This is a genomic window from Aquabacterium sp. (assembly GCF_049317225.1).
In the GTDB taxonomy this organism is placed as follows: domain Bacteria; phylum Pseudomonadota; class Gammaproteobacteria; order Burkholderiales; family Burkholderiaceae_C; genus Aquabacterium.
Genome location: NZ_JBMOIR010000017.1, coordinates 36,202 through 57,384 on the forward strand (window position 1 = coordinate 36,202; position 21,183 = coordinate 57,384).

At 64.2% G+C, this 21,183-nt stretch carries 16 protein-coding genes; 12 read left to right on the plus strand and 4 right to left on the minus strand.

The genetic code is table 11. The features are described 5' to 3' along the window. The first annotated feature begins 38 nt into the window (after positions 1-38). The 6 genes from ACOYNB_RS11120 to ACOYNB_RS11145 are packed head-to-tail and all read left to right on the plus strand — an operon-like array spanning position 39 to position 7,212. The gene (locus ACOYNB_RS11120) at positions 39-1,097 is read left to right on the plus strand and encodes a hypothetical protein (protein WP_422839137.1); all 1,059 of its coding nucleotides are present in this window, start codon (positions 39-41) and stop codon (positions 1,095-1,097) included. A 38-nt stretch (positions 1,098-1,135) separates the two neighbouring features. Further along, entirely contained in the window at positions 1,136-1,588 is a 453-nt protein-coding gene (locus ACOYNB_RS11125) for a glycine zipper 2TM domain-containing protein (protein ID WP_422839138.1), read from the plus strand. A 9-nt stretch (positions 1,589-1,597) separates the two neighbouring features. Beyond that, a complete protein-coding gene (locus tag ACOYNB_RS11130; protein WP_422839139.1) occupies positions 1,598-2,395 on the plus strand; it encodes a hypothetical protein in 798 nt (265 codons plus the stop codon). Continuing rightward, positions 2,392-4,005, plus strand: a complete 1,614-nt coding sequence (locus ACOYNB_RS11135; protein ID WP_422839140.1) for a hypothetical protein — start codon at positions 2,392-2,394, stop codon at positions 4,003-4,005. Before ACOYNB_RS11130 ends, ACOYNB_RS11135 begins: the two co-directional genes overlap by 4 nt. After that, on the plus strand, positions 3,986-4,918 hold the full coding sequence (locus ACOYNB_RS11140; protein WP_422839141.1) for a glycerophosphodiester phosphodiesterase: 933 nt from the start codon (positions 3,986-3,988) through the stop codon (positions 4,916-4,918). The genes ACOYNB_RS11135 and ACOYNB_RS11140 overlap by 20 nt, the downstream gene beginning before the upstream one ends. After that, on the plus strand, positions 4,915-7,212 hold the full coding sequence (locus tag ACOYNB_RS11145) for a hypothetical protein (RefSeq protein WP_422839142.1): 2,298 nt from the start codon (positions 4,915-4,917) through the stop codon (positions 7,210-7,212). The genes ACOYNB_RS11140 and ACOYNB_RS11145 overlap by 4 nt, the downstream gene beginning before the upstream one ends. A 5-nt stretch (positions 7,213-7,217) precedes the next feature. On the opposite strand, the gene rpe is transcribed toward ACOYNB_RS11145, so the two are convergent. After that, entirely contained in the window at positions 7,218-7,901 is a 684-nt protein-coding gene (gene rpe, locus ACOYNB_RS11150; protein WP_420818117.1) for a ribulose-phosphate 3-epimerase, read from the minus strand. Positions 7,902-8,008: 107 nt separating this feature from the next. Between rpe and apaG the strand changes: the two genes are divergently transcribed. From apaG to ACOYNB_RS11175, 5 genes are all read left to right on the plus strand, one after another. Next, the gene (gene apaG / locus ACOYNB_RS11155; protein ID WP_422839143.1) at positions 8,009-8,383 is read left to right on the plus strand and encodes a Co2+/Mg2+ efflux protein ApaG; all 375 of its coding nucleotides are present in this window, start codon (positions 8,009-8,011) and stop codon (positions 8,381-8,383) included. Beyond that, on the plus strand, positions 8,383-10,494 hold the full coding sequence (locus ACOYNB_RS11160) for a site-specific recombinase (RefSeq protein ID WP_422839144.1): 2,112 nt from the start codon (positions 8,383-8,385) through the stop codon (positions 10,492-10,494). The genes apaG and ACOYNB_RS11160 overlap by 1 nt, the downstream gene beginning before the upstream one ends. Positions 10,495-10,531: 37 nt before the next feature. Then, entirely contained in the window at positions 10,532-11,773 is a 1,242-nt protein-coding gene (locus tag ACOYNB_RS11165; RefSeq protein ID WP_422839145.1) for a murein transglycosylase A, read from the plus strand. Between the two features lie 107 nt (positions 11,774-11,880). Continuing rightward, entirely contained in the window at positions 11,881-15,264 is a 3,384-nt protein-coding gene (locus ACOYNB_RS11170) for an MHYT domain-containing protein (RefSeq protein WP_422839146.1), read from the plus strand. After that, positions 15,257-16,282, plus strand: a complete 1,026-nt coding sequence (locus tag ACOYNB_RS11175; protein ID WP_422839147.1) for an HD domain-containing phosphohydrolase — start codon at positions 15,257-15,259, stop codon at positions 16,280-16,282. Before ACOYNB_RS11170 ends, ACOYNB_RS11175 begins: the two co-directional genes overlap by 8 nt. Here the strand turns inward: ACOYNB_RS11175 and ACOYNB_RS11180 are convergent. Both ACOYNB_RS11180 and ACOYNB_RS11185 read right to left on the minus strand, forming a co-directional pair. Continuing rightward, a complete protein-coding gene (locus ACOYNB_RS11180; RefSeq protein WP_422839148.1) occupies positions 16,253-17,203 on the minus strand; it encodes an alpha/beta hydrolase in 951 nt (316 codons plus the stop codon). The two genes, ACOYNB_RS11175 and ACOYNB_RS11180, sit on opposite strands and share 30 nt — an antisense overlap. Positions 17,204-17,244: 41 nt before the next feature. After that, on the minus strand, positions 17,245-17,961 hold the full coding sequence (locus tag ACOYNB_RS11185) for a hypothetical protein (protein ID WP_422839149.1): 717 nt from the start codon (positions 17,959-17,961) through the stop codon (positions 17,245-17,247). Between the two features lie 199 nt (positions 17,962-18,160). Between ACOYNB_RS11185 and ACOYNB_RS11190 the strand changes: the two genes are divergently transcribed. Beyond that, complete coding sequence (locus tag ACOYNB_RS11190) at positions 18,161-18,988, plus strand: HDOD domain-containing protein (protein ID WP_422839150.1); 828 nt, start codon at positions 18,161-18,163, stop codon at positions 18,986-18,988. A gap of 21 nt (positions 18,989-19,009) precedes the next feature. On the opposite strand, the gene priA is transcribed toward ACOYNB_RS11190, so the two are convergent. Then, positions 19,010-21,178: a replication restart helicase PriA gene (gene priA, locus ACOYNB_RS11195; protein WP_422839151.1), complete on the minus strand. Its 2,169-nt coding sequence runs from the start codon at positions 21,176-21,178 to the stop codon at positions 19,010-19,012. Positions 21,179-21,183 lie beyond the last annotated feature (5 nt).

Consider the following 21,183-nt stretch of genomic DNA (forward strand, 5'->3'; position numbering starts at 1 on the left):
CCATCCCTCCACACTTTTCCCTTTTCAAAGCCATCACCATGACCAAGCTTCATCACCGCGCCATGTTGACCACCGGACTCACGCTTGCGGCGCTCCTTGCCGGATGTGGTGGCGGAGGCACGTCCAATGACAACACGGGCCCCACCGCCAGCGCGCTGACCAGCACCTGCCAGGCCATCATCCCAAGCGGCAGCATGGTGGCGATCGCGGCCAAAGGTGGTGTCGGCAGCGCCACCCTGGACGTCAACAAAACCACGTTGGCATTGACGATCACCGCGTCCACGTCCAACAATGAAAAGCCGATCTTCTCGCAGGTGTTGATGGCCACATCTGCGACCGGATCTTGCTCCTTCAAGGCCAGCACGTCCAGCGGACCTCGGGTTCTGCTGGCCAATGATCACCTGGGTGTGGCCTACCGCCAAGACACGCAGGAGCCCGTCCTGCTGCTGGGCAATGTGAGCACCAGCATCGCCAGCATGGCCGGCACCTACAACATGGTGCGCTACCAACAAGACACCGCTGCCAACAACGCCACCAGCACGCGCACCAGTTATGCGACGTTTGTGGTCAACACCGACGGCAGTTGGTCGCTCTACAAGAACGCGGATGCATCCGGCACCGCCACGGCCAGCGGCACCTTGGAGCTGGACGGCACGACACAGCGGCTGCTTCTGGTCACGGGGAGCAGCCTCACCCCTGTGGTCCGCGGCAGCGTGTTCCTCTCTGGCAGCGGTTCAGCACGTATCCTGGCGGTGGCCGAGCATGATCCGGGTGATGCCGAAGGCTCTACCAGCGGCCTGTTCATCGGTGTGCCTCAGGCTGCGTGGTCAACCTTCAGCAGTTCGGTGGCTGGCACCTACGTCACCAACACCACGGATGCGTCGGGCAGCAGCATTGCGGTCTCTGGCCTCACCCTGACCCCCAGCGGCAGCGCGGCCATCAACGCCACCGCCGATTCGCCCATTCAAGGGCTGCTGACCGCATTGAGCACCAATTACGTCTTGCTGCGTTCGGGCCTGCTGGCTGTGATCAGCAACGAGACCAGTGGCGCCACGACATCGGGCTATCTGGAACTGGGTGTCATCCCCCAACCATGAGGCCATGACCAGTCATGCCCTTGACCGGAACTTCATCCATGCTGCAACGGCTCTTCACACTCATCACCGCAGTTAGCTTGGCCGCCCTGGTGGCTGCTTGCGGTGTCGCCCCCACCCGCAGCGATGACCACGCCACAGTGACGCCCCCTGTCATCGCCACCATCACCAGTGTGCGGCCGCATCAGACCACCACACAAACGCCTTCCGGCGTCAACACTGCGGCAGGGGCCGTGGTGGGCGGCTTGCTCGGCAATCAGGTGGGCAAGGGCAAAGGGAAGGTGGCGGCCACCTTGGCCGGCGTGGTCGGCGGGGCCATGGTGGGATCGCAGATCAACCAACACACCAAAGTCGTGGACATGGAAGAGTTGACGCTGGCCATGCCCGACGGTCGAACCATTCAGGTGAATGTGAACGCTGCGGGCTTTCGCCCCGGACAACGTGTCCAGCTCATGATGCACGGCAACCAGGTTGACATCAAAGCGTTGCCATAATTTGCAGCCATGACGTACGTACCTCGGCTCCTCACCCTGACGTTTGCCAGCGTTGCCGCTTTGACCCTCACCACGGGCTGCGCGGTCAAGAAAAACCAGGCCGGTCACATCGAGTTCCGCTTGGATGACGCCGAGTTGCTCGGCAAGGTTGTGCAGACTTTCAGGATGCCCGACGGCAGTGAGGCCCGTCTGCGGGTATTGAACGGTCGTTATTCCATCAAACTGCAAAAGCAGTTGACCGTGATCCCGATCGACAACGCCGCGCAAGCCGAAGTGAAGTCAGTCCACCAAGTGGGGAACCGGGCGCTGGTGCTGGTGGCCAAGTCCACAGCGCAATGCGGCTATCAAAGCCAACTGATCGCCATTCAGGATCTGGAGGCTTTGAGCTGGGATTTCGGCGACTGCTTCCATGCGCCTGAAGTACGCACCTATCCAGACAGCGCCACCTTCGACATTCGGCAAGACAACGGCAGCACGACTCGCTTCACGTATCAGGATGGCAAGTTGATGCGCGGATCCTTCCAAGGTACGCCACCCGGCGCCCCACCCGCAGGTGCGGCCCCCGTCCCCGCTGGCGCGCCGCGCTACGTGCCCGGTTTGCCCAGTGGGGCCGTTACAGGAGACAAGCCTGTCGGCAGCAGGGCGACCCCCGCCACCCCGGTCAAGACAGCCCCCGTGACCGAGCCCAAGCCTGTCACCACGCCGGCCAAAACCACCAGCGCACCACGCAGTGCCCCGGCACCCGCCAAAGCCCTGGACTTCCCCACTCAGGAACAAAAACCTGTTCGCATCATTCTTGACAAATGAGTGCCTCGCCCGCCATGCCCCGCAAGCAGTTGTTCAGCATCATCGGGCTGACGCTGGTTTACCTCTTGTTTGAACTGGCGTTCAACGCACGCCTGCTGGATGTGGTGGGCGGTACCGCCACCCAAGACCAGATCCATCACATCGAAATTTACGGTCGTTCACTGTCCGGGGCCGCAGTGGGCTTGCTGGTCATGCAGTGGCTGCTTGGGCGACGCAATGCCTCCCAAAATCAGTCGCCCAGTGGCATGACGATTTTGCTGGCGGTGGTCGCTGCAGGCATCCTGACCTATGGCGTCCTCAAGGTGATCGTGGATACCGCGGTAGCGAACAGCAGTGCCTCATTTCGCAGAGCCAGTCTGAACATCGTGCTGGTGCAACGTGCCTTGGTACAGGGCTCCGTCGAACTGGATGGCTTAACTGACGATGCCAAGCTGTTTGCACAACCAGCCGGCAAGGCGTTTCTGGCGCAGTTCCCGCTCATGGCCACGTCCATTGATCGGTTGGACGAAAAAATCCGCAATGCCAAGCTGACATTGATCACCACACAGGTGTCCGAGGCCTTGGGCCAAGCCGGCGGCTTCTACAGCAACCAATATGTGAAGGCCGTGAAGGCCACGCAGGAGAAGTGGCAGCGCTACAGCAAGGCCCCTTCGGCACAAGACCTGGATGGCGAGATCGCCAAGCAGCAAGACAAAGCCTGGTCCGAGTACCTGAATGACTTGGGACGCCGTGGCTGGACACCGTCGACCGTTCCAGGCATGGCGCGCGGGGCGGTCTTGCGAAAGGTGCGTTCGCGCGTACCCGTTCCGGCCAACTGGGATCTGGCCGACGAAGCCACGTTTCGCGACGCGGTTGCCACCAAAGTGCGCAAGCGTGCCGGTGCGGCCACGGGCGGCCCCAAGGGCTTGACGGTGCATGGGCAGCGCCTGCCCACAGGCCTGAGCTGGAATGCGTTTTTCACTCACCCAGGCGTTCAGGCAGAACTGCGCGACCAGTTGCATCTGCCCGCTGGCGTCAGCCTGCAATCGGCCTACAGCAGTGGCGCCGAGTTCCAGCGTGAAGTCTTCGACCCCATGGTCAAGCGTTTGGCCCAAGATGAGCTGACGCGCTACGACGCCCCGGTCGAAGACTTTGCCAATGGTGGCAAGCTGGCCGAGCGAGGACTGGATGCTGCGCGCCTGGCCCTGGTGCCTCCTTTGGCGCTGTTTTTTTCCTTGCTGGGTGCCATGACCCACGTCGGGAAGTTGATTTATCTGTTCGCCGAGGTGGTGCTGCCAAGCAAGAGTGCCGGCCATGACGAAGCAGACAATCATGCGCGATCACGTCGGCTCGGCCCGTTCGCTGTCGTGGGCTGCGTGGTTCTTTTGCTCTTCATCACGCTGTCCTGGACCGAAAACGCCGTCACCCAAAGCCGTCTGTACGACTACATGCGTCAACAGATGCGCGACAGCGCCCAACCCACCGTGACCTCTCAAGCATGGAAATGGCTGCAGACCAATGGTTTGCATGTCGTGGCGGTCGGTCAGGATCTGGGCTATCCCTTGTTCGAAGGCATCCGCACGCAGGTGCTGGGCGGCATCACTTATGGCTATGAAGAATCTCACCATTAACGCCCCCCGGCGTCTGTCGGCGGCCTTCGCGGTCGCACTGCTCGGGCTCACCCAAGCCGGGCTGGCTCATGCAACGTGCCAAGGCATGGTGCTGCACGCACATCGCGGCAGCCCGGATGCCCCCGAGAACGCACTGAGCGCCATCAAACAGGCCGTGGCCGGCCCATGGGACGGTGCAGAGACCGACATTCAACAGTTGCGCGACGGTTACTGGGTGATCCACCACGATGCCCAGGTGGGCCGAACCCTGAGCTTGCAGGGGCGTCGCGTGGCGGACCTCGACAGCACCACCTGGAAAGAGATCCGCATGAAGGATCGCAAAGGTCGTGTGACCGCCGAGCGGGCGCCCTTCCTGACCGATGTGGCCAGCGCCGCCAGTGCGTACACCGACAAGGTGCTCAACGTCGAGATCAAGCAAACCAGCGCCGACTGCTTGCCCGCACAACAGGCTGTCAGCACCCTGAACCAGAACCTGCCTGCCGGCAACTGGTTTCTCACCTCGATCGATCGTCGGCAGCTGCAATGCGCCCGCCGCATGGATGCCAATGGCTACATGGGCCTCATCGTGCTGGACACGCAGGCCCTGGCACTGTCGAGCGACAACCGCTTTGCCCGCGCCAACGCGGCACGTCTGAGTGCGCCGATCATTGATCAGGCCTACCTGAGTCGCCTGCAGCAAGAGATTGGCCGCCCCGTCGGCATCCACATCGACATCAACACCCTGACGCACAACCCGGGGCTGCTCCCGCTCGCGCGCCAGATGGCTGTGCCGGTGTTCACCTACTTTCTGGGCAATGACCGTGAACATGCACAGGCCTTGGCCACCGTGCGCAGGCAAAGTGGCTTGCTGCCCAGCGGCGCCATCATCAACGGTCAACCCGACACCTTCTGCAGCGCACTGGGCTCGCCATGAGTGAAGATCAAACCCTGCCACAAGGCAAGATCCTGGGCATTGTTGCAGAGCACATCGAACCCGTTACCCGGTTTGATGCCAAAGATCTGAGCGATGCCACGCCCGAAACCGCCTTCCAGGTAGAGGTTTCGCTGCAGTTGGATCAGTCTGTGAGCTTTGACACCACCACCACCCACGGTGCGGCCAAGCTGTCGGCTTGGGTGGACAAAGTCCACGGGCAGTCTGCCTTTCTCAGTGAGTTAAGCGATCGTTTGCACAAGGCGCAGCGTGAGGCCCCCAAAGCCATCGCGGCATGGGCCAAGGACAATGCCGGCAGCTATCGTCGGCTGCTGCCCGCCAACGCGTGCTTCATTTCGGCGCCGGGCTCTGTCGGCTACGAACACACCTGCACCACCTGCTCGGGTGCATGCCGGGTCACCTGTCCCTCGTGCTACGGGCGAGGGCGAACCGATTGCACCCACTGCTATGGGTCCGGCAAGATCAATTGCCACAGCTGTCACGGCAGCAAGAAAGTATCGTGTTCCAGCTGCTACGGACGCGGTAGCTGGAACGAGCAAGTCAGCGAGTCCACCTGGAGTCACTCCGCCAACAGCTATGTGACCACCTACCGCACCGTGTACCACAACTGCTCGGCGTGCTACGGCAGTGGCCAGACCACCTGCCACAGTTGCGGATACGACGGCAAGATTTCGTGCGGGGTGTGCTCGGGGCAGGGACACATCAACTGCATGCGCTGCAACACCACCGGTCAGGTGGATTGCAGTGCGTGCCTGGCCAGCGGCATTCAGCATGTGTGGGGAACGGTCAAGGCCGTGGTGGCACACGACGAGCAACTGAGCATTGCCACGGACAACGCCACCGTTCAGCAATTGATCGAGACCCGCCTGCCTCGGGAGAACTTGCCGGACTTCGGTGCACTGACCCACGTCGAGCATCGCCCGCAGGGCAGCTGGCTGAGCACACAGCACACCGTTCAGCTGGATGTTCGCGAGGCCAACGTACAGGCCAGTGGCGACACCTTTGTGCTGTACGGCTTCGGCCCGGACGCCAAGGTGTTCAGTTTCGAGAACATTGCCGGCCACATGCTGACCGAGGATCTGGAGCGCCTGGAAGCCAGCGTGTCACAAGCGTCCAAGTGGCGCCGTCAAAAGGGCAGCGATTTGCTGGACACGACGGCCGACTTCCTGCGTTCGGAATTGAACTTGCTGCTGGCCGAAAAAGTGGCCGACCACAGCACATCACCCGATGCGGCCGCACAGGCTGTGGAAGCACACTTCACCGGGCTGGTGGATGCCACCTACGTTAGCCGTGCCACCCAGGCGCTGCGCGGCGCACTGGCCCGTCTGTACGGCACCGAACTGCTGGAGCCCGCTGCCTCCTTGTGCGGCTTGAGCGCCCTGGCAGCCGGCGTGCAATATGGCTTTGGCTTTCACAACGGCCACGCAGGCGTCGCGGTGCTGACCAGCCTCTTGGGCGGTGCGGTGGCCTGGTTCGGACTGGAGTGGCTGACCCGCCGCCGGATTGCGCGCCGCTTCGAGGCCGATTTCGGGAAACGGGTGGTGCAGCAGCTCGCCGCCAACGGCAGCATCAAGCGCTGGCGCATCGGGGTGGGGGGCGCGCTTCTGGCGGCCAACGTGCTGGCCATCATGGGCACCAATGCCCTGCCACCGGTGCGCGCCCACAAACAGGAACTGGCTGCACAGGCTGCCACCGATCAGTTGCTGATCAACTGGCTGAGCGCCGGTGCCGACGCTGATCTGCGGCAGCGCACCTATCCGGACCATGCGCAACTGGTAAAGCGCGCAGAAGCCGGTGACCAACGTGCGCTGGTGGTGCTGGCCTGGCAGCTGTTGCTCGGGGCCGGACAGACCAGCAAAGACGTGGCCGAAGCTGGCAAATGGCTGGACAAGGCACGCAGCGAAACGATGCAAAGCGGGCTGTGGCAAACCGCCAAGGCGGTTCAGATCATGAACCAGGACGCCATGCCGGATGACCTGCGTGCGGCAGCCCAGAAGCTCAACGAGGGCACCAAGCAAGGCCATGCCGAAGCACGCTACTGGCTGGCGCGCTTGTACCTGGCCGAACAAAGCCCGGTCCATGACGCACGCCAAGGCATCAAGCAACTGACCCAGGCGGCGGACCAGCGCCACGCGCATGCCGCGCTGCTGCTGGGCCAGAAGTACGCCAACGGCGACGGCGTACCCCGTAACCTCAACCAGGCCCGCCGCTACCTGTTCACAGCATCCGGTGCTGGTCTGGCCGAGGCCAATGAGGTGCTGAATCAGCTGAAGTAAGCCGTTTACTTCGCCAGCTCGGCGCGCATCGCGTCGATCACGGCCTTGTAGTCAGGCTGACCAAAGATGGCGCTGCCGGCCACGAAGGTGTCCGCACCGGCGTCGGCCACGCGGCGGATGTTGTCCACCTTCACGCCGCCGTCGATTTCCAGGCGGATGTCACGGCCAGACGCGTCGATGATCTTGCGCACCTTCTCGGCCTTGCGCAGGGTACTGTCAATGAAGCTCTGGCCGCCAAAGCCGGGGTTCACGCTCATCAGCAGCACCACGTCGACCTTGTCGATCACCCACTCCAGCACGTCCACCGGCATGGCAGGGTTGAACACCAGGCCAGCCTGGCAACCTTCGGCCTTGATGAGTTGCAGGGTGCGGTCCACGTGGGTGGAGGCATCGGGGTGGAAGGTGATGATGTCGGCGCCCGACTTGGCAAAGGCTTGCGCCAGCGCGTCCACCGGCTGCACCATCAGGTGCACGTCGATCGGCACGGCCGTGCCATCGGCCTTGACGGCATGCTTGCGCAGGGCCTGACACACCATGGGCCCGAAGGTCAGGTTGGGGACGTAGTGGTTGTCCATCACGTCGAAGTGGATCCAGTCGGCGCCCGCATCGATGACGTTGCGCACTTCCTCGCCCAGGCGGGCGAAATCGGCAGACAGGATGCTGGGGGCGATGCGGAAGGTGCGTGACATGAGGTGCCTCGTGAAAATCAAGGCACCCATTGTAGAAAAAGACACCCCTACGGGTGGGCGGGTTATGTGAAAGAGCCCACGGAACCCTTCTGCCTAGAATGGATCCAATGAGCAAAGCTGAGTTCACCTGCACGGTCGTGCCCGCTTATCTGGAGGCCCAAAGCCAGCCAGAACGGCACGAGTATGCGTTCTCGTACACCGTCACCATCGTCAACACAGGCGAGGTGCCAGCACAACTGATCGGCCGGCACTGGCTCATCACCGATGCCACCGGCCACACAGAAGAAGTCCGGGGTCTGGGCGTGGTGGGGCATCAACCCCTGCTGCAACCGGGCGAGCAGTTCGAGTACACCAGCTGGACGCGCCTGAACACGCCGCATGGCGTGATGCACGGCACCTATTTCTGCATGACGGACGACGCCCGCTCATTCGAAGCCCCGATCCCGGCTTTCACCTTGGCGAGGCAGCAGTCCCTTCACTGATGGCGCTGACTTCCCTTCGCAACACCCTGCAACGACAACCCTGGTGGCCCCGGCCCGGCAACGGCTTCGACATCGCCGACTGGCTGGATCAGGCCGATGCGCAAGCGAGCCTGGCGGAACGCCACATCTGGTTGATCCGTCTGGTGGACTGGCTGCGCAGGGGCGAGCCCGTCAGTGGCGCGGCGTTCGTCTTGCACCTGATCGGACAGCAGCCAGCCCGACGCGCTCGTGTGGTGGCGCTGTTGGCCACGCTGTGGCGCGATGTGGATGTGGCGGCCTTGCTGGCCGACTACGGTTTTGCCCCCCGCACCAGCTTTCTGAGCGAACTGGGCGAACGACTCCGGCTGCGCATCATGCCCCTGAGCCCGGACACCACAGACCTGGGCACCTTGTTTGACCTGATTTTTGACCATCCGGATGACGCGACGTGGGTCGCTGCACTGAATGAACCCACGCTGGATCAGCTGGGCGCGTTGTGGACCGATGCGATGGCTGCTGCCAGCGCCAGCACACCTGCTGCAAGCATTCCGCCCCTGGGATGGCGCGAGCCGTTCTTTGATGCGATGCTGTATCTGGCCACGCAGATTCGGGCCACGGGTTTCTCGCCCGCCTTTCGCTCACGCATGGGTGTGCGTGTGGATGCCGACTTCGATGCCCTGCCAACGTCTGCCGAGCAAATGCATGCAGATGCCAGCGTGCGTCAGGCTTTCCGGCAGCTGGCGCGGGTCACGGAACGCCTGCACGAACTGGCCCAAACCCATGCAAGCGTGTCCCCCCATGAACCCTGGCCGCCCGCCGTGCTGCAAGAAGCGCAATACCTGCGTGCCTTGCTGGACGCCTGCGCGCAAGGCGCGCAGGGCCTGCACGGCCATCTGGACGAGCATGGCATTTCGGTGGATCTGGTGTTCCAGATCGACCAATTGTGTGAGCGCTGCCACCGCCTGGCCCGCTTGCTGGATGTCGTGCTGTCGCCGCAACCCGGTGCCGATTTGCGGGGCTTGTTGCTGATCCTGGTGCAGGTGGGCGGGGAGCGCCGCAGCATCCGCAATCTGGTGGCCCAACACCACTCGCAACTGGCCCGCAAGGTGGCCGAGCGCAGCGCCGAGACCGGCGAACACTACATCACCCGCACACGTGCCGAATACTGGGACATGCTCCGGCGCGCAGCGGGCGGGGGTCTGGTGCTGGCAGGCACCACGTTCATGAAGTTCGCGGTGTTTGCCTTGGGCCTGTCGCCGTTCTGGACAGGGCTGGGGGCTGGCCTGAATTACGCCGCCAGCTTTGTGCTCGTGCAATGGCTGCATTTCACGGTGGCCACCAAGCAGCCGGCCATGACCGCGCCCGCCATGGCTGCCAAACTGGCCAACACCCGCGACGAGGCCGCAATCGAAGGCTTTGTGGACGAAGTGGCCCATCTGGTGCGCTCTCAGGTGGCGGGCATCGTGGGCAACCTAGCTGTGGTTGCGCCGGTGGTGCTGGGCATTCAAAGTCTGGCCTGGTGGCTGAGCGGCCGCCCCCTGATCAGCGAAGCCGAGGCCCATTACGTCTTGCACAGTTTGAGTTTGTGGGGGCCCACCGCGTGGTATGCGGCCTTCACCGGCGTGCTGCTGTTTGCCTCCAGCTTGCTGGCCGGGTTGGCAGAAAACGCCTTCGTGCTGCATCGGCTCGACAGTGCCCTGCGCTGGAACCCGCGTGTGCAGGCCTGGCTGGGTCCGGCGCGCGCAGCCCGCTGGGCCAGTTGGTGGCGCGACAACGTCTCGGGCCTGGCCGCCAACATCTCGCTGGGTCTGATGCTGGGTCTGGTCCCGATGGTGGCCACCTTCATGGCGTTGCCGCTGGATGTGCGCCACGTCACCTTGTCCACCGGGCAGATTGCGGCGGCGGTGGGCACCCTGGGCCCGGCCGTTTGGCATGATCCGGCGCTGTGGTGGTGCGTGGCGGCCATCCCCGTCACGGGCTTGCTGAATGTCGGGGTGAGTTTTGTGCTGGCCCTGCGTGTGGCCGTCCGTTCTCGCAATGTACGGGTGGGCGAGCGCGCCCGACTGTGGGGCGCCATTCGCCATCGGTTGCTGCGCCGCCCTCTGAGTTTTTTCTGGCCCGCGCGCGGCTGACTGACGCGCCCTCGGCACATCCCGCACAATGGCTTTCATGAGTGTTTTGTCGTTCCGTTTGTTTTCTCGCGCCCTGCAGGGGGCTGCCAGTGTGATCGCCGCGGCATGCTTGGTCGCATGCGGTACCTCGCCACGCCTGGATCGGCCTGCTGCGCCCATTCAGGACAACTCGCGACTCCCACCCACCCTCGATGCTGCCAAGCCGCCGCTCGATTTGAGCCAGGCGTGGCAACGCGGCAAGGCGCAATGGCTGCCTGCGCGCTGGGAAGATCTGCCGGGTTGGGAAGCCGACCGGCTGCAGGAATGGTGGCCGGCCTTGTGGCGCAGCTGCCAGAAGCCAGCCGCCGGCTGGCAACAGATCTGTACCGATGTACGCAAGCTGGGCGCCCAATGGGGGCAACAGGTAGATGATGGCTTTGTGCGCCAATGGGTGCAAAGCCGCCTGCAGCCTTGGCGGGTGGTATCGGCCGATGGTCGCCCATCTGGCTTGCTGACGGGGTACTTCGAACCCTTGCTGGAAGGTCGCCGACGCCCGGATGACCGCTTCAAATACCCCCTGCATCGCACCCCACAAGGGCTGGGACAGCGCAAACCTTTCTTCAGCCGCAGCGAGTTGGAAACCTCGCCCGAAGGGCAGGCCGCACTCAAGGGTCGCGAGTTGATCTACCTGGCTGATCCACTCGATGTGTTGCTGATACAGGTGCAAGGCTCGGGCCGCATCAAGCTGCAAGACGAAACCACCCCGCAAGGCGCTCCGCGCGTGGTCCGACTGGCCTTTGGCGGCCACAACGATCAACCCTACATGTCGGTGGCACGCTGGCTGGTGGACCAGGGCGCCTTCCCGCTGGAGCAAGCCTCCTGGCAAACCATCCGCACATGGGCACAGGCCAATCCGGACCGGGTGCCCGACATGATGCGAGCCAACCCACGCGTGGTCTTCTTCAAGGAAGAGGCCTTGCCTGATCCAGAGCTGGGTCCGCAAGGCGCTCAAGGTGTGGCGCTGACGCCGGGGCGCTCCATTGCCGTCGATCGCGACAGCGTCCCGTTGGGCACCCCGGTCTGGGTGGACAGCACCAAACCTCAAGCCTGGTCGGCCACACCGCCCCCCAGCCAACCCTTGCAACGGTTGGTCATGGCGCAAGACACGGGCGGCGCCATCCTGGGCGCCGTGCGCGCCGACTTCTTCTGGGGCTGGGGCGACGATGCCCTGGCCATGGCGGGGCGTACCAAGCAGGGTCTGGCGATGTGGGTGCTCTGGCCCAGCACCTCACAACCCTGACATGTCTGACCTGGTCCGTGAACTAGGACCGGGTTGCCCTGCTCATGCCAGGGTCACTGTCGATGCAGATGCTGCATATTGCAAGCATCTGGCATCTTGCTGACCCCATGGACACGTTTTTCTGGCTCGATCGCCCGGGCTTTGATCCGCACTTGCTGATGTACGGAGACCATGACCCCTGGCTGGTCGTGCTCTCCGTGGGTTTGGCCATTTTTGCCTCGACCATGGGCTTGCAGGCCGCTCAGCATGCGCGCACCCAAACCGGGTTCCGCCAGCGCATGCTCACCCTGTTGGTGGGCAGCGTGTCGCTGGGTGGCGGCGTGTGGGCCATGCATTTCATCGGGATGCTGGCCTTTCGGCTGTGCACCACCGTCAGCTATGACCCGCTGATCACGGTGCTGTCGATGCTGCCCAGCGTGGGTGCATCCTGGATCGCCCTGAACCTGTTGACCCATGAGCACATCGATGGCCGCCAGTTGACGGTCGCCGGGGTGTTGGTGGGTGCGGGCATCGGGGCCATGCATTACACCGGCATGGCGGCGATGCGCCTGGCCCCCATGCTGCGCTATGACCCGTGGATGTTTGCCCTGTCGATTGTGGTGGCGGTGAGCCTCGCCATCGTGGCCCTGTGGGTGAAGTTTGGCTTGGCGGCGCGGTTTCCGAACGCCAGTCCCCTGGGGCTGACAGGCGTCGCCGGGATCGTCATGGGCCTGGCTGTCTCCGGCATGCATTACACAGGGATGGCGGCTGCCCGCTTCATCGGCACCCCCACGTCCGACGTGGAGCTCAGCTCGACCTCGCAGTTGCCGATGGCCTTGTCGATTGCACTGGCCATGGTGGTGTTCACCGTGATGAGTGCGGCCATTGCCGGTCTGACACGCTACCGCCAGTTGCTGGCCCAAATGGCGTCCAAGCAGGCCCGCTTGCGCGCCATCACCGAAACGGCCACCGATGGCATCGTGGTGTTTGACCATCAGGGCATCATCCACAAGTTCAACCCCAGCGCCGAGCGCATTTTTGGCCGCACGGCAGAAGACATGCTGGGGCATAGCATCACCACAGTGATGATCGAGCCGTACAAGCAGATGGCCGAGACCTCGTTCCCGCAGTTTCTGGGGGAGATCGAGCGCACCATGGGGCAGGAGGTGGAGACCCACTGCATCCACACCGATGGCCGACGCATCCCGCTGCGGCTGGTGATGGGGCGCATGAAGTCCCTCAAGGAGCGCCTGTACGTTGCCTTCCTGACCGACATCAGCGAGCGCAAGCGCATGGAGGAGGCGCTGCGCGACAGTGAGGCGCAATTCCGCTCCCTCATCGGCAACATCCCGGGCATCTCCTACCGCTGTCGTGTCGAACCGGGATGGCCCATGGTCTACATCAGCAGCGCCACGGAGCGCATCACCGGCTGGCCAGCTTCGTCCTTCATGGGCGCCACGCCAGAGGTGCGCTTCGCCGATCTGGTGTCGGCAGACGATGTGCGGCGCATTGCCGACATCGTCAAACATGCGACCGACACCGACCAGCAGTTCGTGCTCGAGTTCCAGTTGCGCACGCGCCAGGGTGACTTGCGGTGGATGTGGGGCAACGGCAGCATCGTGCGCGCCAGTGACCAGAGCGTGATGTGGATCGACGGCGTTTTGCTGGACATCACCGAGCGCCGGGAGATGGAAAACGAATTGGTGGAGGCCAAGAACCGTGCCGAAGCCGCCGCCGTGGCGCGCAGCACCTTCCTGGCCAACATGAGTCATGAGATCCGCACCCCCATGAACGCCATCATCGGGTTCACCGAGGTGGTGCTCAGCGGCCCGCTCGAGGCAGAGCAGCGACGGCACCTGGAAACCGTGCACAAATCGGCACGCAGTCTGCTGTACCTGCTCAATGACATCCTGGACACGTCAAAGCTGGACCGTGGTGCGGTCGAGCTGGAAAGCCTGGTCTTTTCCTTGCCGGATCTGATTCAGCAATTGTGCTCCGAGCAATCGATTCAGGCTGGACGCAAAAAGCTGGTGTTGCGCAGCGATTGCCCGCCCTCGGCCGGCGTCGTGCGGGGGGATCCGCATCGGCTGCGTCAGGTGTTGCTGAATCTGGTGGGCAATGCCATCAAGTTCACCGAGCACGGTGAGGTCAGCCTGAGTTGTGCACGACACGGTGACTGGATGCAGTTTGCCGTGCGAGACACCGGCATTGGCATTGCGCCCGAGCGCCTGACCACCATTTTCGAGGCCTTCACCCAAGCCGATGCTTCCATGAGTCGCCGCTTCGGCGGAACGGGGCTGGGCACCACGATTGCCAAACAGCTGACCGAGTTGATGGGGGGGCGCATCTGGGTGGAAAGCCGTCTGGGCCAGGGCAGCACCTTCCATGTGGCCGTGCCACTGCCCGCCTGTGATGCCCCCGTCAACACATCGGCGCGCCCCGAATCCGTCGCGCTGACGCTACCCCCCATGCGGATGCTGGTTGTCGATGACGTGCCGCAAAACACCGAACTGTTGTGCGTGGTCCTGGGGCGCCAAGGGCATCACCTGGTGGTGGCCCACGATGGTCAGGAGGCGCTGGAACGCTATGCAGAAGGCCCCATCGACGTGGTGCTGATGGATGTTCAGATGCCGGTGATGGACGGGCTGAGCGCGTGTCGCGCCATCCGTCGCCTGGAGCATGAACAGGGGCGCCCGCACACGCCCGTCATTGCCCTGTCTGCCAGTGTGCAGGAGTCAGACCGGGCCGCCGCCCTGGAAGCGGGCATGGATGGCTTTGCGCACAAGCCGCTCGACATGGTCGCACTGATGCATGAGATCAGCCGAGTCACCGGCATGGCCGGCCACACGATCACATCCAATGCGCACGCAGGTGCAGCGGCACCCCCCGTGACCGCCATCTGGCTCGACATGCCGCAGGGCTTGGCCCGCTGGGGCGATGCACAGGCCTATCACCGGGCTTTGCAACAATTCAGTCAGCAACAGCAGGCCTGGCTCCAGGCGCCAGAACAGGTCGAGGCCCCCACCTCGCTCGACGCGTTGATCGCGCAAGCGCACCGGCTCAAAGGGGCCGCCAGCAACCTGGGTCTGGTCGGTCTGAGCCAGCATGCCGCGGTACTGGAGCACTTCACGCCCGACACGCCCTCAGCCCTGCGCACGCAAGCCTGGGCCGCCCTGCGTGAGGCCATCGAAGCCACCTTGACGGCCTTGGCTGCCGTGACCTCACCCTTGCCCCCTGGCACGGCCACCACACAGACGGCTTCCCCCGGCCCGTCGCAGACACAACGCCAGGCCTGGGTGACCCAAGCCGAACAACTGCGACAGGGCTTTGGCCGCGGAGAATGCCTGGAGCCACTCTTCACACAGTTCTGCCACGCCATTCAGCCCCACGTTCCGGGCACCTTGCTGAACACCTTGGTTCAGGCCAACGATGCCTTTGACTTCGACGCCGCGGCACAGGCCCTGGTGTCGCTGCAAGATACCCTGCAGGTGAAAGGACCGCACGATGTCTGAGACCGATCCCGCGAAGCGCGCCACGCTCTTGATCGTTGACGACGAGCCAACCAACCTCCAGGTCTTGCGGCAGATCCTGCAATCGGACTACCGGCTGCTGTTTGCGCGAGACGGTCACAAGGCGCTGGAGCTGGCGCGACAGGAGCAGCCCAACCTCATCTTGCTGGATGTGATGATGCCCGGCCTCACCGGCCACGAAACCTGTCAGGCCCTCAAGGCCGACCCCAGTACCCGCCAGATCCCCGTCATCTTCGTGACTGCCCTGTCCGAGACTGACAACGAAGCGCTGGGCTTTGAGTTGGGCGCCGTGGACTACCTCATCAAACCGGTCAGCCCGGCCATCGTCCAGGCACGGGTACGCAACCACCTCTCGCTGGTGCGCATGGAAGAGTTGCTGCAGTCCCGCATGGAAATCATCGAGCGACTGGGGCGCGCCGCCGAGTACAAGGACAACGAAACCGGCTTGCATGTCATCCGCATGAGCCATTACGCGCAGACCTTGGCGCGCGCCGCCGGATGGACGGCCGATGCTGCCGAGGAACTGCTGACCGCAGCGCCCATGCACGACATCGGCAAGATCGGCATTCCTGACCAGATCCTGCTGAAGCCCGGCCCCCTGAGCGCAGAAGAATGGGCCGTCATGCGCACCCACCCGCAAATCGGTGCCGACATCATCGGGGAGCATCCCTCCAGCCTGCTCAAGCTCGCGCGCGAAATTGCGCTGCACCACCACGAGAAGTGGGACGGCAGCGGCTATCCCTTTGGCTTGCAGGGCGAGGCCATTCCGGCTTGCGCACGCATCGTTGCCATTGCCGATGTGTTCGATGCGCTGACCACGGCCCGCCCTTACAAACAGGCCTGGTCCGTCGACGATGCCCTGGCGCAATTGCGCCGTGACCGAGGCAAACACTTTGACCCCACGCTGGTGGACCAGTTCCTGACCGTCTTGCCCGAGATCCTGGCCATCAAAGAGAAGTGGAAAGAGACGTCAGCGTCCGAAAGCCTCTCTCAAGGCTGACGCCAGGGCCTCGTAGGCCTGCGTGGCTTCGGGCAGCAGGCGGCCCATGTTGATGAAATCGTGGATGACGCCCGGCCAGACCTGCACCGTCACCGGCACACCTGCTGCGCGCAGTTTGTCGGCGTACTGATAGCCATCGTCGGTGAGCGGATCGCACTGGGCCAGCCCGATCCAGGCAGGGGCCACCCCGCGATGGTCGGGGGCCAACAAGGGCTCGCGGTGCCAGCGCTCGGCGGCGGTTCCGCCATGAGCGTGCGCCTCGAACCACTTCATCAGCTCGGCACTGAGCAGGGTGTGGCTGGCGTACGTCTTGAACGAGTCCGTGGCCACGCCCACCTGCACCGACGGGTAGAACAAGGCCTGCAGCTTCAATGGAATGTGGGCATCGCGGGCCATCAGCGCCAGCGTGGCTGCCAGCGTGCCGCCGGCGCTGTCACCGCCCACGGCCAGACGGCTGGCATCCAGATGACGGGTGTGTCCTTGCTCCACCAGCCAGCGCAGCGTGGCCACGCAGTCTTCCAGACCCGCAGGGAATTGGTGTTCGGGGGCCAGCCGGTAATCAATGGCGAGCACCGCCGCGCCACTGAGGCGTGCCACCTGACGGCACATCGCATCACAGGTGTGGATGCCGCCGACCACAAAGCCGCCGCCATGCAGATACAGCAGCACCGGCAGGTCATGGTCGTGCGAGTTGGCCCACAGCCGAGCAGGGATGTCTCCCGCCGGCCCGGGAATGGTGAAGGACTCCACCCGCGGCAGCGCCACCGGCGGCAGCCCCATGGCCCCGACACCCGCCGCGTAAGCCTGACGGGCCTGCGCCACCGTTTGCTGGTACAGCGGCGGAAAGCCCGCCCGACGCACATTGGCCATCAGGGCCCGTGTCAGCTTGGAAAAAGGCAGGTCAGGTTGGTCGTCCGCCATCGCGAGGCATCCATTCGTTCAAACGCGCACCCGCACGCCGCTCAGGGCGCCGTGATGCGAATCTCCAGCTGCTCAGACTGGTTGTCATCCAGATCGCGGGTCGACAAGCTCCCCGCACTGCGCTGCTGCTGGCGCACCCCACTGCGCGCCACCACAGCCCATTCTCCCAGAGGGATGGCCACCGTGCTCAGGACCTCGTTGCGGCGCACCTGGCCATCGGGCTCATAGGGCTGTTGCTGGCTGACCTGGGCTTCCAGCTCGACCGTCACGGGGGCGCGCCCGCCCGGCCAGCTCGGGCGCACGGTGATCCCGCGGCCCACATCCAGCCACACTGTCTGCGCCCACACCTGCACGCCACCCGGTGCCTGCAAGGTGCCGCCTTGCGAGGGCGGCACCATGGACCATTGCCAGTTCAGATAGGGTTTGCTTTCGCCCACGAACAGGCGTGCGCGACCCCCGTTGAGCACCTGCAGTTGCTGGACCGACTGGGTCTGCCCGTCGGTCTGCACGGTGGACCAGTTGCCCGACACTTCGGTGACCACACCGCGGCGACTGTCCACCACGATGCGACCGGTCTGGATGCCGCCCTGTGTCTGGCGCGTCTGGCCTTGCCCCTGCACGCGCCACTCCACCAGCAGGTTACGAAGCGGGAGCCGGGCATCTCGCCCCTCGGCCCAGGCTGCGCCACTCAAACCCGCCAGCAGCCCCCACAGCACCACGCGACGCAGGGTGGGCGTGGCATTAGGGATGATCTGCATCAGAAGCACTCCTTATTTGACATGGAAACAGGGGAATTGCCCCCTCTTTTCCATTGGACGAAAAATATTGCGTGAGAGATGCTCAAGTCCATGCCCAAGCGGGCCGATAGATCAACAATCTGCCACAAAGTGGAAAATGTTTTCCTCTGGTGAGCAGGTACGCAGACCAACCGGTTCAATCCAGATGGAGGCTGGCTTTATGCAGCTCGACGCCCTGTTCAAACAACCCCAGGCCCTTCCCGCCATCCCCAAGATCGTGCACGAGCTGATTGACAGCTTCAACGACCAGGATGTGTCGATCGATGACATTGCCAAGAAACTGGCCGCCGATCCCGTGCTGTCCGCACGCTTGCTGCGTCTGGCCAACTCGGCTTATTACCATGTGTCGCGCACCGTGGGCACCGTCAACGATGCCATCTCGATGCTGGGCTTTGTGACCGTGCGCACGCTGGTCATCAGTTCGGGCCTGACCGGAGGCTACAAGTCCATGCCCGGCATGGATCTGAACCGCTTCTGGCGCTACAGCATGCACACGGCGGCCGTGGCCGGCTGGCTGGCCCGCAAAACCGGCGTCAATGCCGACCAGGCCTTCACCGTGGGCCTGATGCACGGCATTGGCGAGTTGGTGATGCACGCCGGCATGCCCGAACAGATGCTGGCCATGGACAAGCAACTGTCCGCCATGGACCCGCGCCGCCTGAGCGTGGAAGCCGCCACCTTTGGCTACAACTACGCCACCGTGGGTGCCGAGCTGGCTCGCCAATGGCGCTTCCCGGTGGACTTCGTGAACACGATTGCCCACTTCCCGCTGCCCTTGGCCAATCAGCCTTTTGATGCCGCAGCCGCGGTCATCCACCTGGCCACCTGGCGCGCCCGTGCCGAGCACAACGAGCTGAGCGCTGAAGAGCGGGCCGCCACCATCCCCGCCGATGTGTGCGCCCGCCTGAACATCAAGCCCGAACTGATCCTGCAGGACATGCCGCCCCTGAAGGAGCTGTGTGAAGGCCTGGACGCGCTGATCGGCTGATCCCACGCGCTGGCGCCGCTGTCAGATGGACAGCGGATCCACATCCACCGCCCAGCGGATCAAACCGCTGCGGCGGTTTTTTTGTGCCAGTTCGAACCAGATCGCTTGCGCTTCCGACAAGAAGCGCTGCAACGGCGCGCGTTGGGCCGACTCGATCATCAACTGCGCCCGCTCCACATTGGCCACCCGCTGGATGGGCGTGGGCACAGCCGGGTACAAGGTCACTCCGCAGGCCAGCGCACGCTCCTGCATGGTTTGGGCGGCCGCTTCGAGGAAGCCTTGTGCCGCTTCCTGCGTCTTGCCCTCGGCGCGCAGCATGGCCAGGCTGGCGTAAGGCGGCATGCCCGCCATGGCGCGCTCTTTCAACTGCTGCGCGGCAAAGTCGGCATAGTCGTAGCGCAACAAGGTCTGGTACAGCGGGTGCGTGGGGTGCCAGGTCTGGATCCACATTTCGCTGTGTGCCGCCACCTCGGCATCACGGCCCGCACGGCCCGCGGCCTGCATCAGCAGCGCAAACTGTCGCTCGGCCGCCCGGAAGTCACTGGCAAACAAGGCCGCATCCGGGTTGATGGCCGCCACCAAGGTGATGCGGCGGAAGTCGTGCCCCTTGGCCACCATCTGCGTGCCCACCAGCACATCCACCTCGCCGGCATGTACGTCGGCCAGGCGTTCTTCTAGCGCGCCCTTGTGCTTGGTCACATCGGCATCGATGCGGCCAATGCGGGCACCGGGCAGGATCTCGGCCAGTTGCTCTTCCAGCCGCTCGGTGCCGCGCCCCACCGGCGCGATGTCCTGGTTGCCGCAGTCGGGACACGCGCGTGGCACCCGTTCGGTGAAGCCGCAATGATGGCAACGCAAGGTGCGGTCCACCTTGTGGAACACCCGCCACGCACTGCAATGCGGGCAACCGCTTTTCCAGCCGCAGTCACTGCAATGCAGCACCGGTGCATAGCCCCGGCGGTTGAGCAGGATGAGGCTTTGCTCACCGCGCTCAATGCGCTGCTGGATGGCCTCCAGCAAGGCCTTGTCCAGGGGTGGAGGCTCTTGCCCCCGGGGGGGCTTGGGCGCACGCGACAGGTCCAGCAGGCGCACACGCGGCATGCTGCCGTCGCCGATGCGGGCCGGCATGGCCAGTCTCACATAGCGGCCCGCACCACCCTCGGCCGCCGGCGTGGCGTTGAACCAGCTTTCGAGCGACGGCGTGGCCGACCCCAGGATCACCGGAACCTGCTCCAACCGCGCACGGAACACCGCCAGATCACGGGCGGAGTAGCGCGCGCCGTCTTGCTGCTTGTAGCTGGGGTCGTGCTCTTCGTCGACCACGATCAGGCCCAGACGGGGCAGGGGCGTGAACACCGACAAGCGGGTGCCCAGGATCAGATCGGCATGGCCGGTGTGCGCCAGCAACCAGTTGCGCAAGCGCTGGGCCGGCGTCAGGCCACTGTGCAGCGAGACGATGCGGCGACCGGCAAAGCGCTCGACGACACGGGCTTCGAGTTGCGGCGTGAGGTTGATCTCGGGCACCATCATCAGCACCTGCAGGCCTGCGTCGAGCGCACGCTGGGCCTGCCGCAGGTACACCTCGGTCTTGCCACTGCCGGTGCTGCCCCACAGCAAATAGGCTTGCGCACCGCCATCGGCCAAGGCACCGAGCGCATCGCCTTGCTGTGTCGTGAGGGCCGGCAGCGGGGGCGCCTCCGGCAAGGCTGCAGACGGTGGCACAACCGCCTCGGCCACCGCCGCCGTCTTGCGCCGTTTGGGTTTGGCCGGCACGGGGTTCACCCATTGGTCGAGCCGCTTGATGCGCCGAGCCCATTGGGTGGCATCAAGTTGGCGCAACTCCGGCGGCAACACCATCAGGGCCATCTCACCCACACTGCGCTGGTAATAGGCCGCCGCAAACTTCACCACCTGCCGCCAATGCGCCGGCAGCGGGGGTAAGCCCGTCAGCACCTCGGCCACCGGCTTCAACTGATCCAGCGGCCAGTCGGGCTCCGAGGCCACCTCATCGTGCCCGAGCCACACCACCCCGGTCACGATGCGCCGACCCAGCGGCACACGCACCAGCGTGCCGGGCGGCAAGGGCTGATCGCTCAGGTAGTCCAAGGCCCCCCACAGCCCACTGTGCTGCGGCGCCTCGACCACCACACCGATGCGATGAGGATAGGGAGAAGAAAAAGAATCGGACATCTGCG

Bases quoted from the DNA above. Each gene is read 5' to 3' on its own strand.
- ACOYNB_RS11135 (WP_422839140.1), top strand. From the start codon at position 2,392: ATGAGTGCCTCGCCCGCCATGCCCCGCAAGCAGTTGTTCAGCATCATC.
- ACOYNB_RS11185 (WP_422839149.1), bottom strand. From the start codon at position 17,961: ATGCAGATCATCCCTAATGCCACGCCCACCCTGCGTCGCGTGGTGCTG.
- ACOYNB_RS11125 (WP_422839138.1), top strand. From the start codon at position 1,136: ATGCTGCAACGGCTCTTCACACTCATCACCGCAGTTAGCTTGGCCGCC.
- ACOYNB_RS11140 (WP_422839141.1), top strand. From the start codon at position 3,986: ATGAAGAATCTCACCATTAACGCCCCCCGGCGTCTGTCGGCGGCCTTC.
- ACOYNB_RS11170 (WP_422839146.1), top strand. From the start codon at position 11,881: ATGGACACGTTTTTCTGGCTCGATCGCCCGGGCTTTGATCCGCACTTG.
- ACOYNB_RS11190 (WP_422839150.1), top strand. From the start codon at position 18,161: ATGCAGCTCGACGCCCTGTTCAAACAACCCCAGGCCCTTCCCGCCATC.
- apaG (WP_422839143.1), top strand. From the start codon at position 8,009: ATGAGCAAAGCTGAGTTCACCTGCACGGTCGTGCCCGCTTATCTGGAG.
- ACOYNB_RS11160 (WP_422839144.1), top strand. From the start codon at position 8,383: ATGGCGCTGACTTCCCTTCGCAACACCCTGCAACGACAACCCTGGTGG.
- ACOYNB_RS11120 (WP_422839137.1), top strand. From the start codon at position 39: ATGACCAAGCTTCATCACCGCGCCATGTTGACCACCGGACTCACGCTT.
- rpe (WP_420818117.1), bottom strand. From the start codon at position 7,901: ATGTCACGCACCTTCCGCATCGCCCCCAGCATCCTGTCTGCCGATTTC.
- ACOYNB_RS11175 (WP_422839147.1), top strand. From the start codon at position 15,257: ATGTCTGAGACCGATCCCGCGAAGCGCGCCACGCTCTTGATCGTTGAC.
- ACOYNB_RS11130 (WP_422839139.1), top strand. From the start codon at position 1,598: ATGACGTACGTACCTCGGCTCCTCACCCTGACGTTTGCCAGCGTTGCC.
- ACOYNB_RS11145 (WP_422839142.1), top strand. From the start codon at position 4,915: ATGAGTGAAGATCAAACCCTGCCACAAGGCAAGATCCTGGGCATTGTT.
- ACOYNB_RS11165 (WP_422839145.1), top strand. From the start codon at position 10,532: ATGAGTGTTTTGTCGTTCCGTTTGTTTTCTCGCGCCCTGCAGGGGGCT.
- ACOYNB_RS11180 (WP_422839148.1), bottom strand. From the start codon at position 17,203: ATGGCGGACGACCAACCTGACCTGCCTTTTTCCAAGCTGACACGGGCC.
- priA (WP_422839151.1), bottom strand. From the start codon at position 21,178: ATGTCCGATTCTTTTTCTTCTCCCTATCCTCATCGCATCGGTGTGGTG.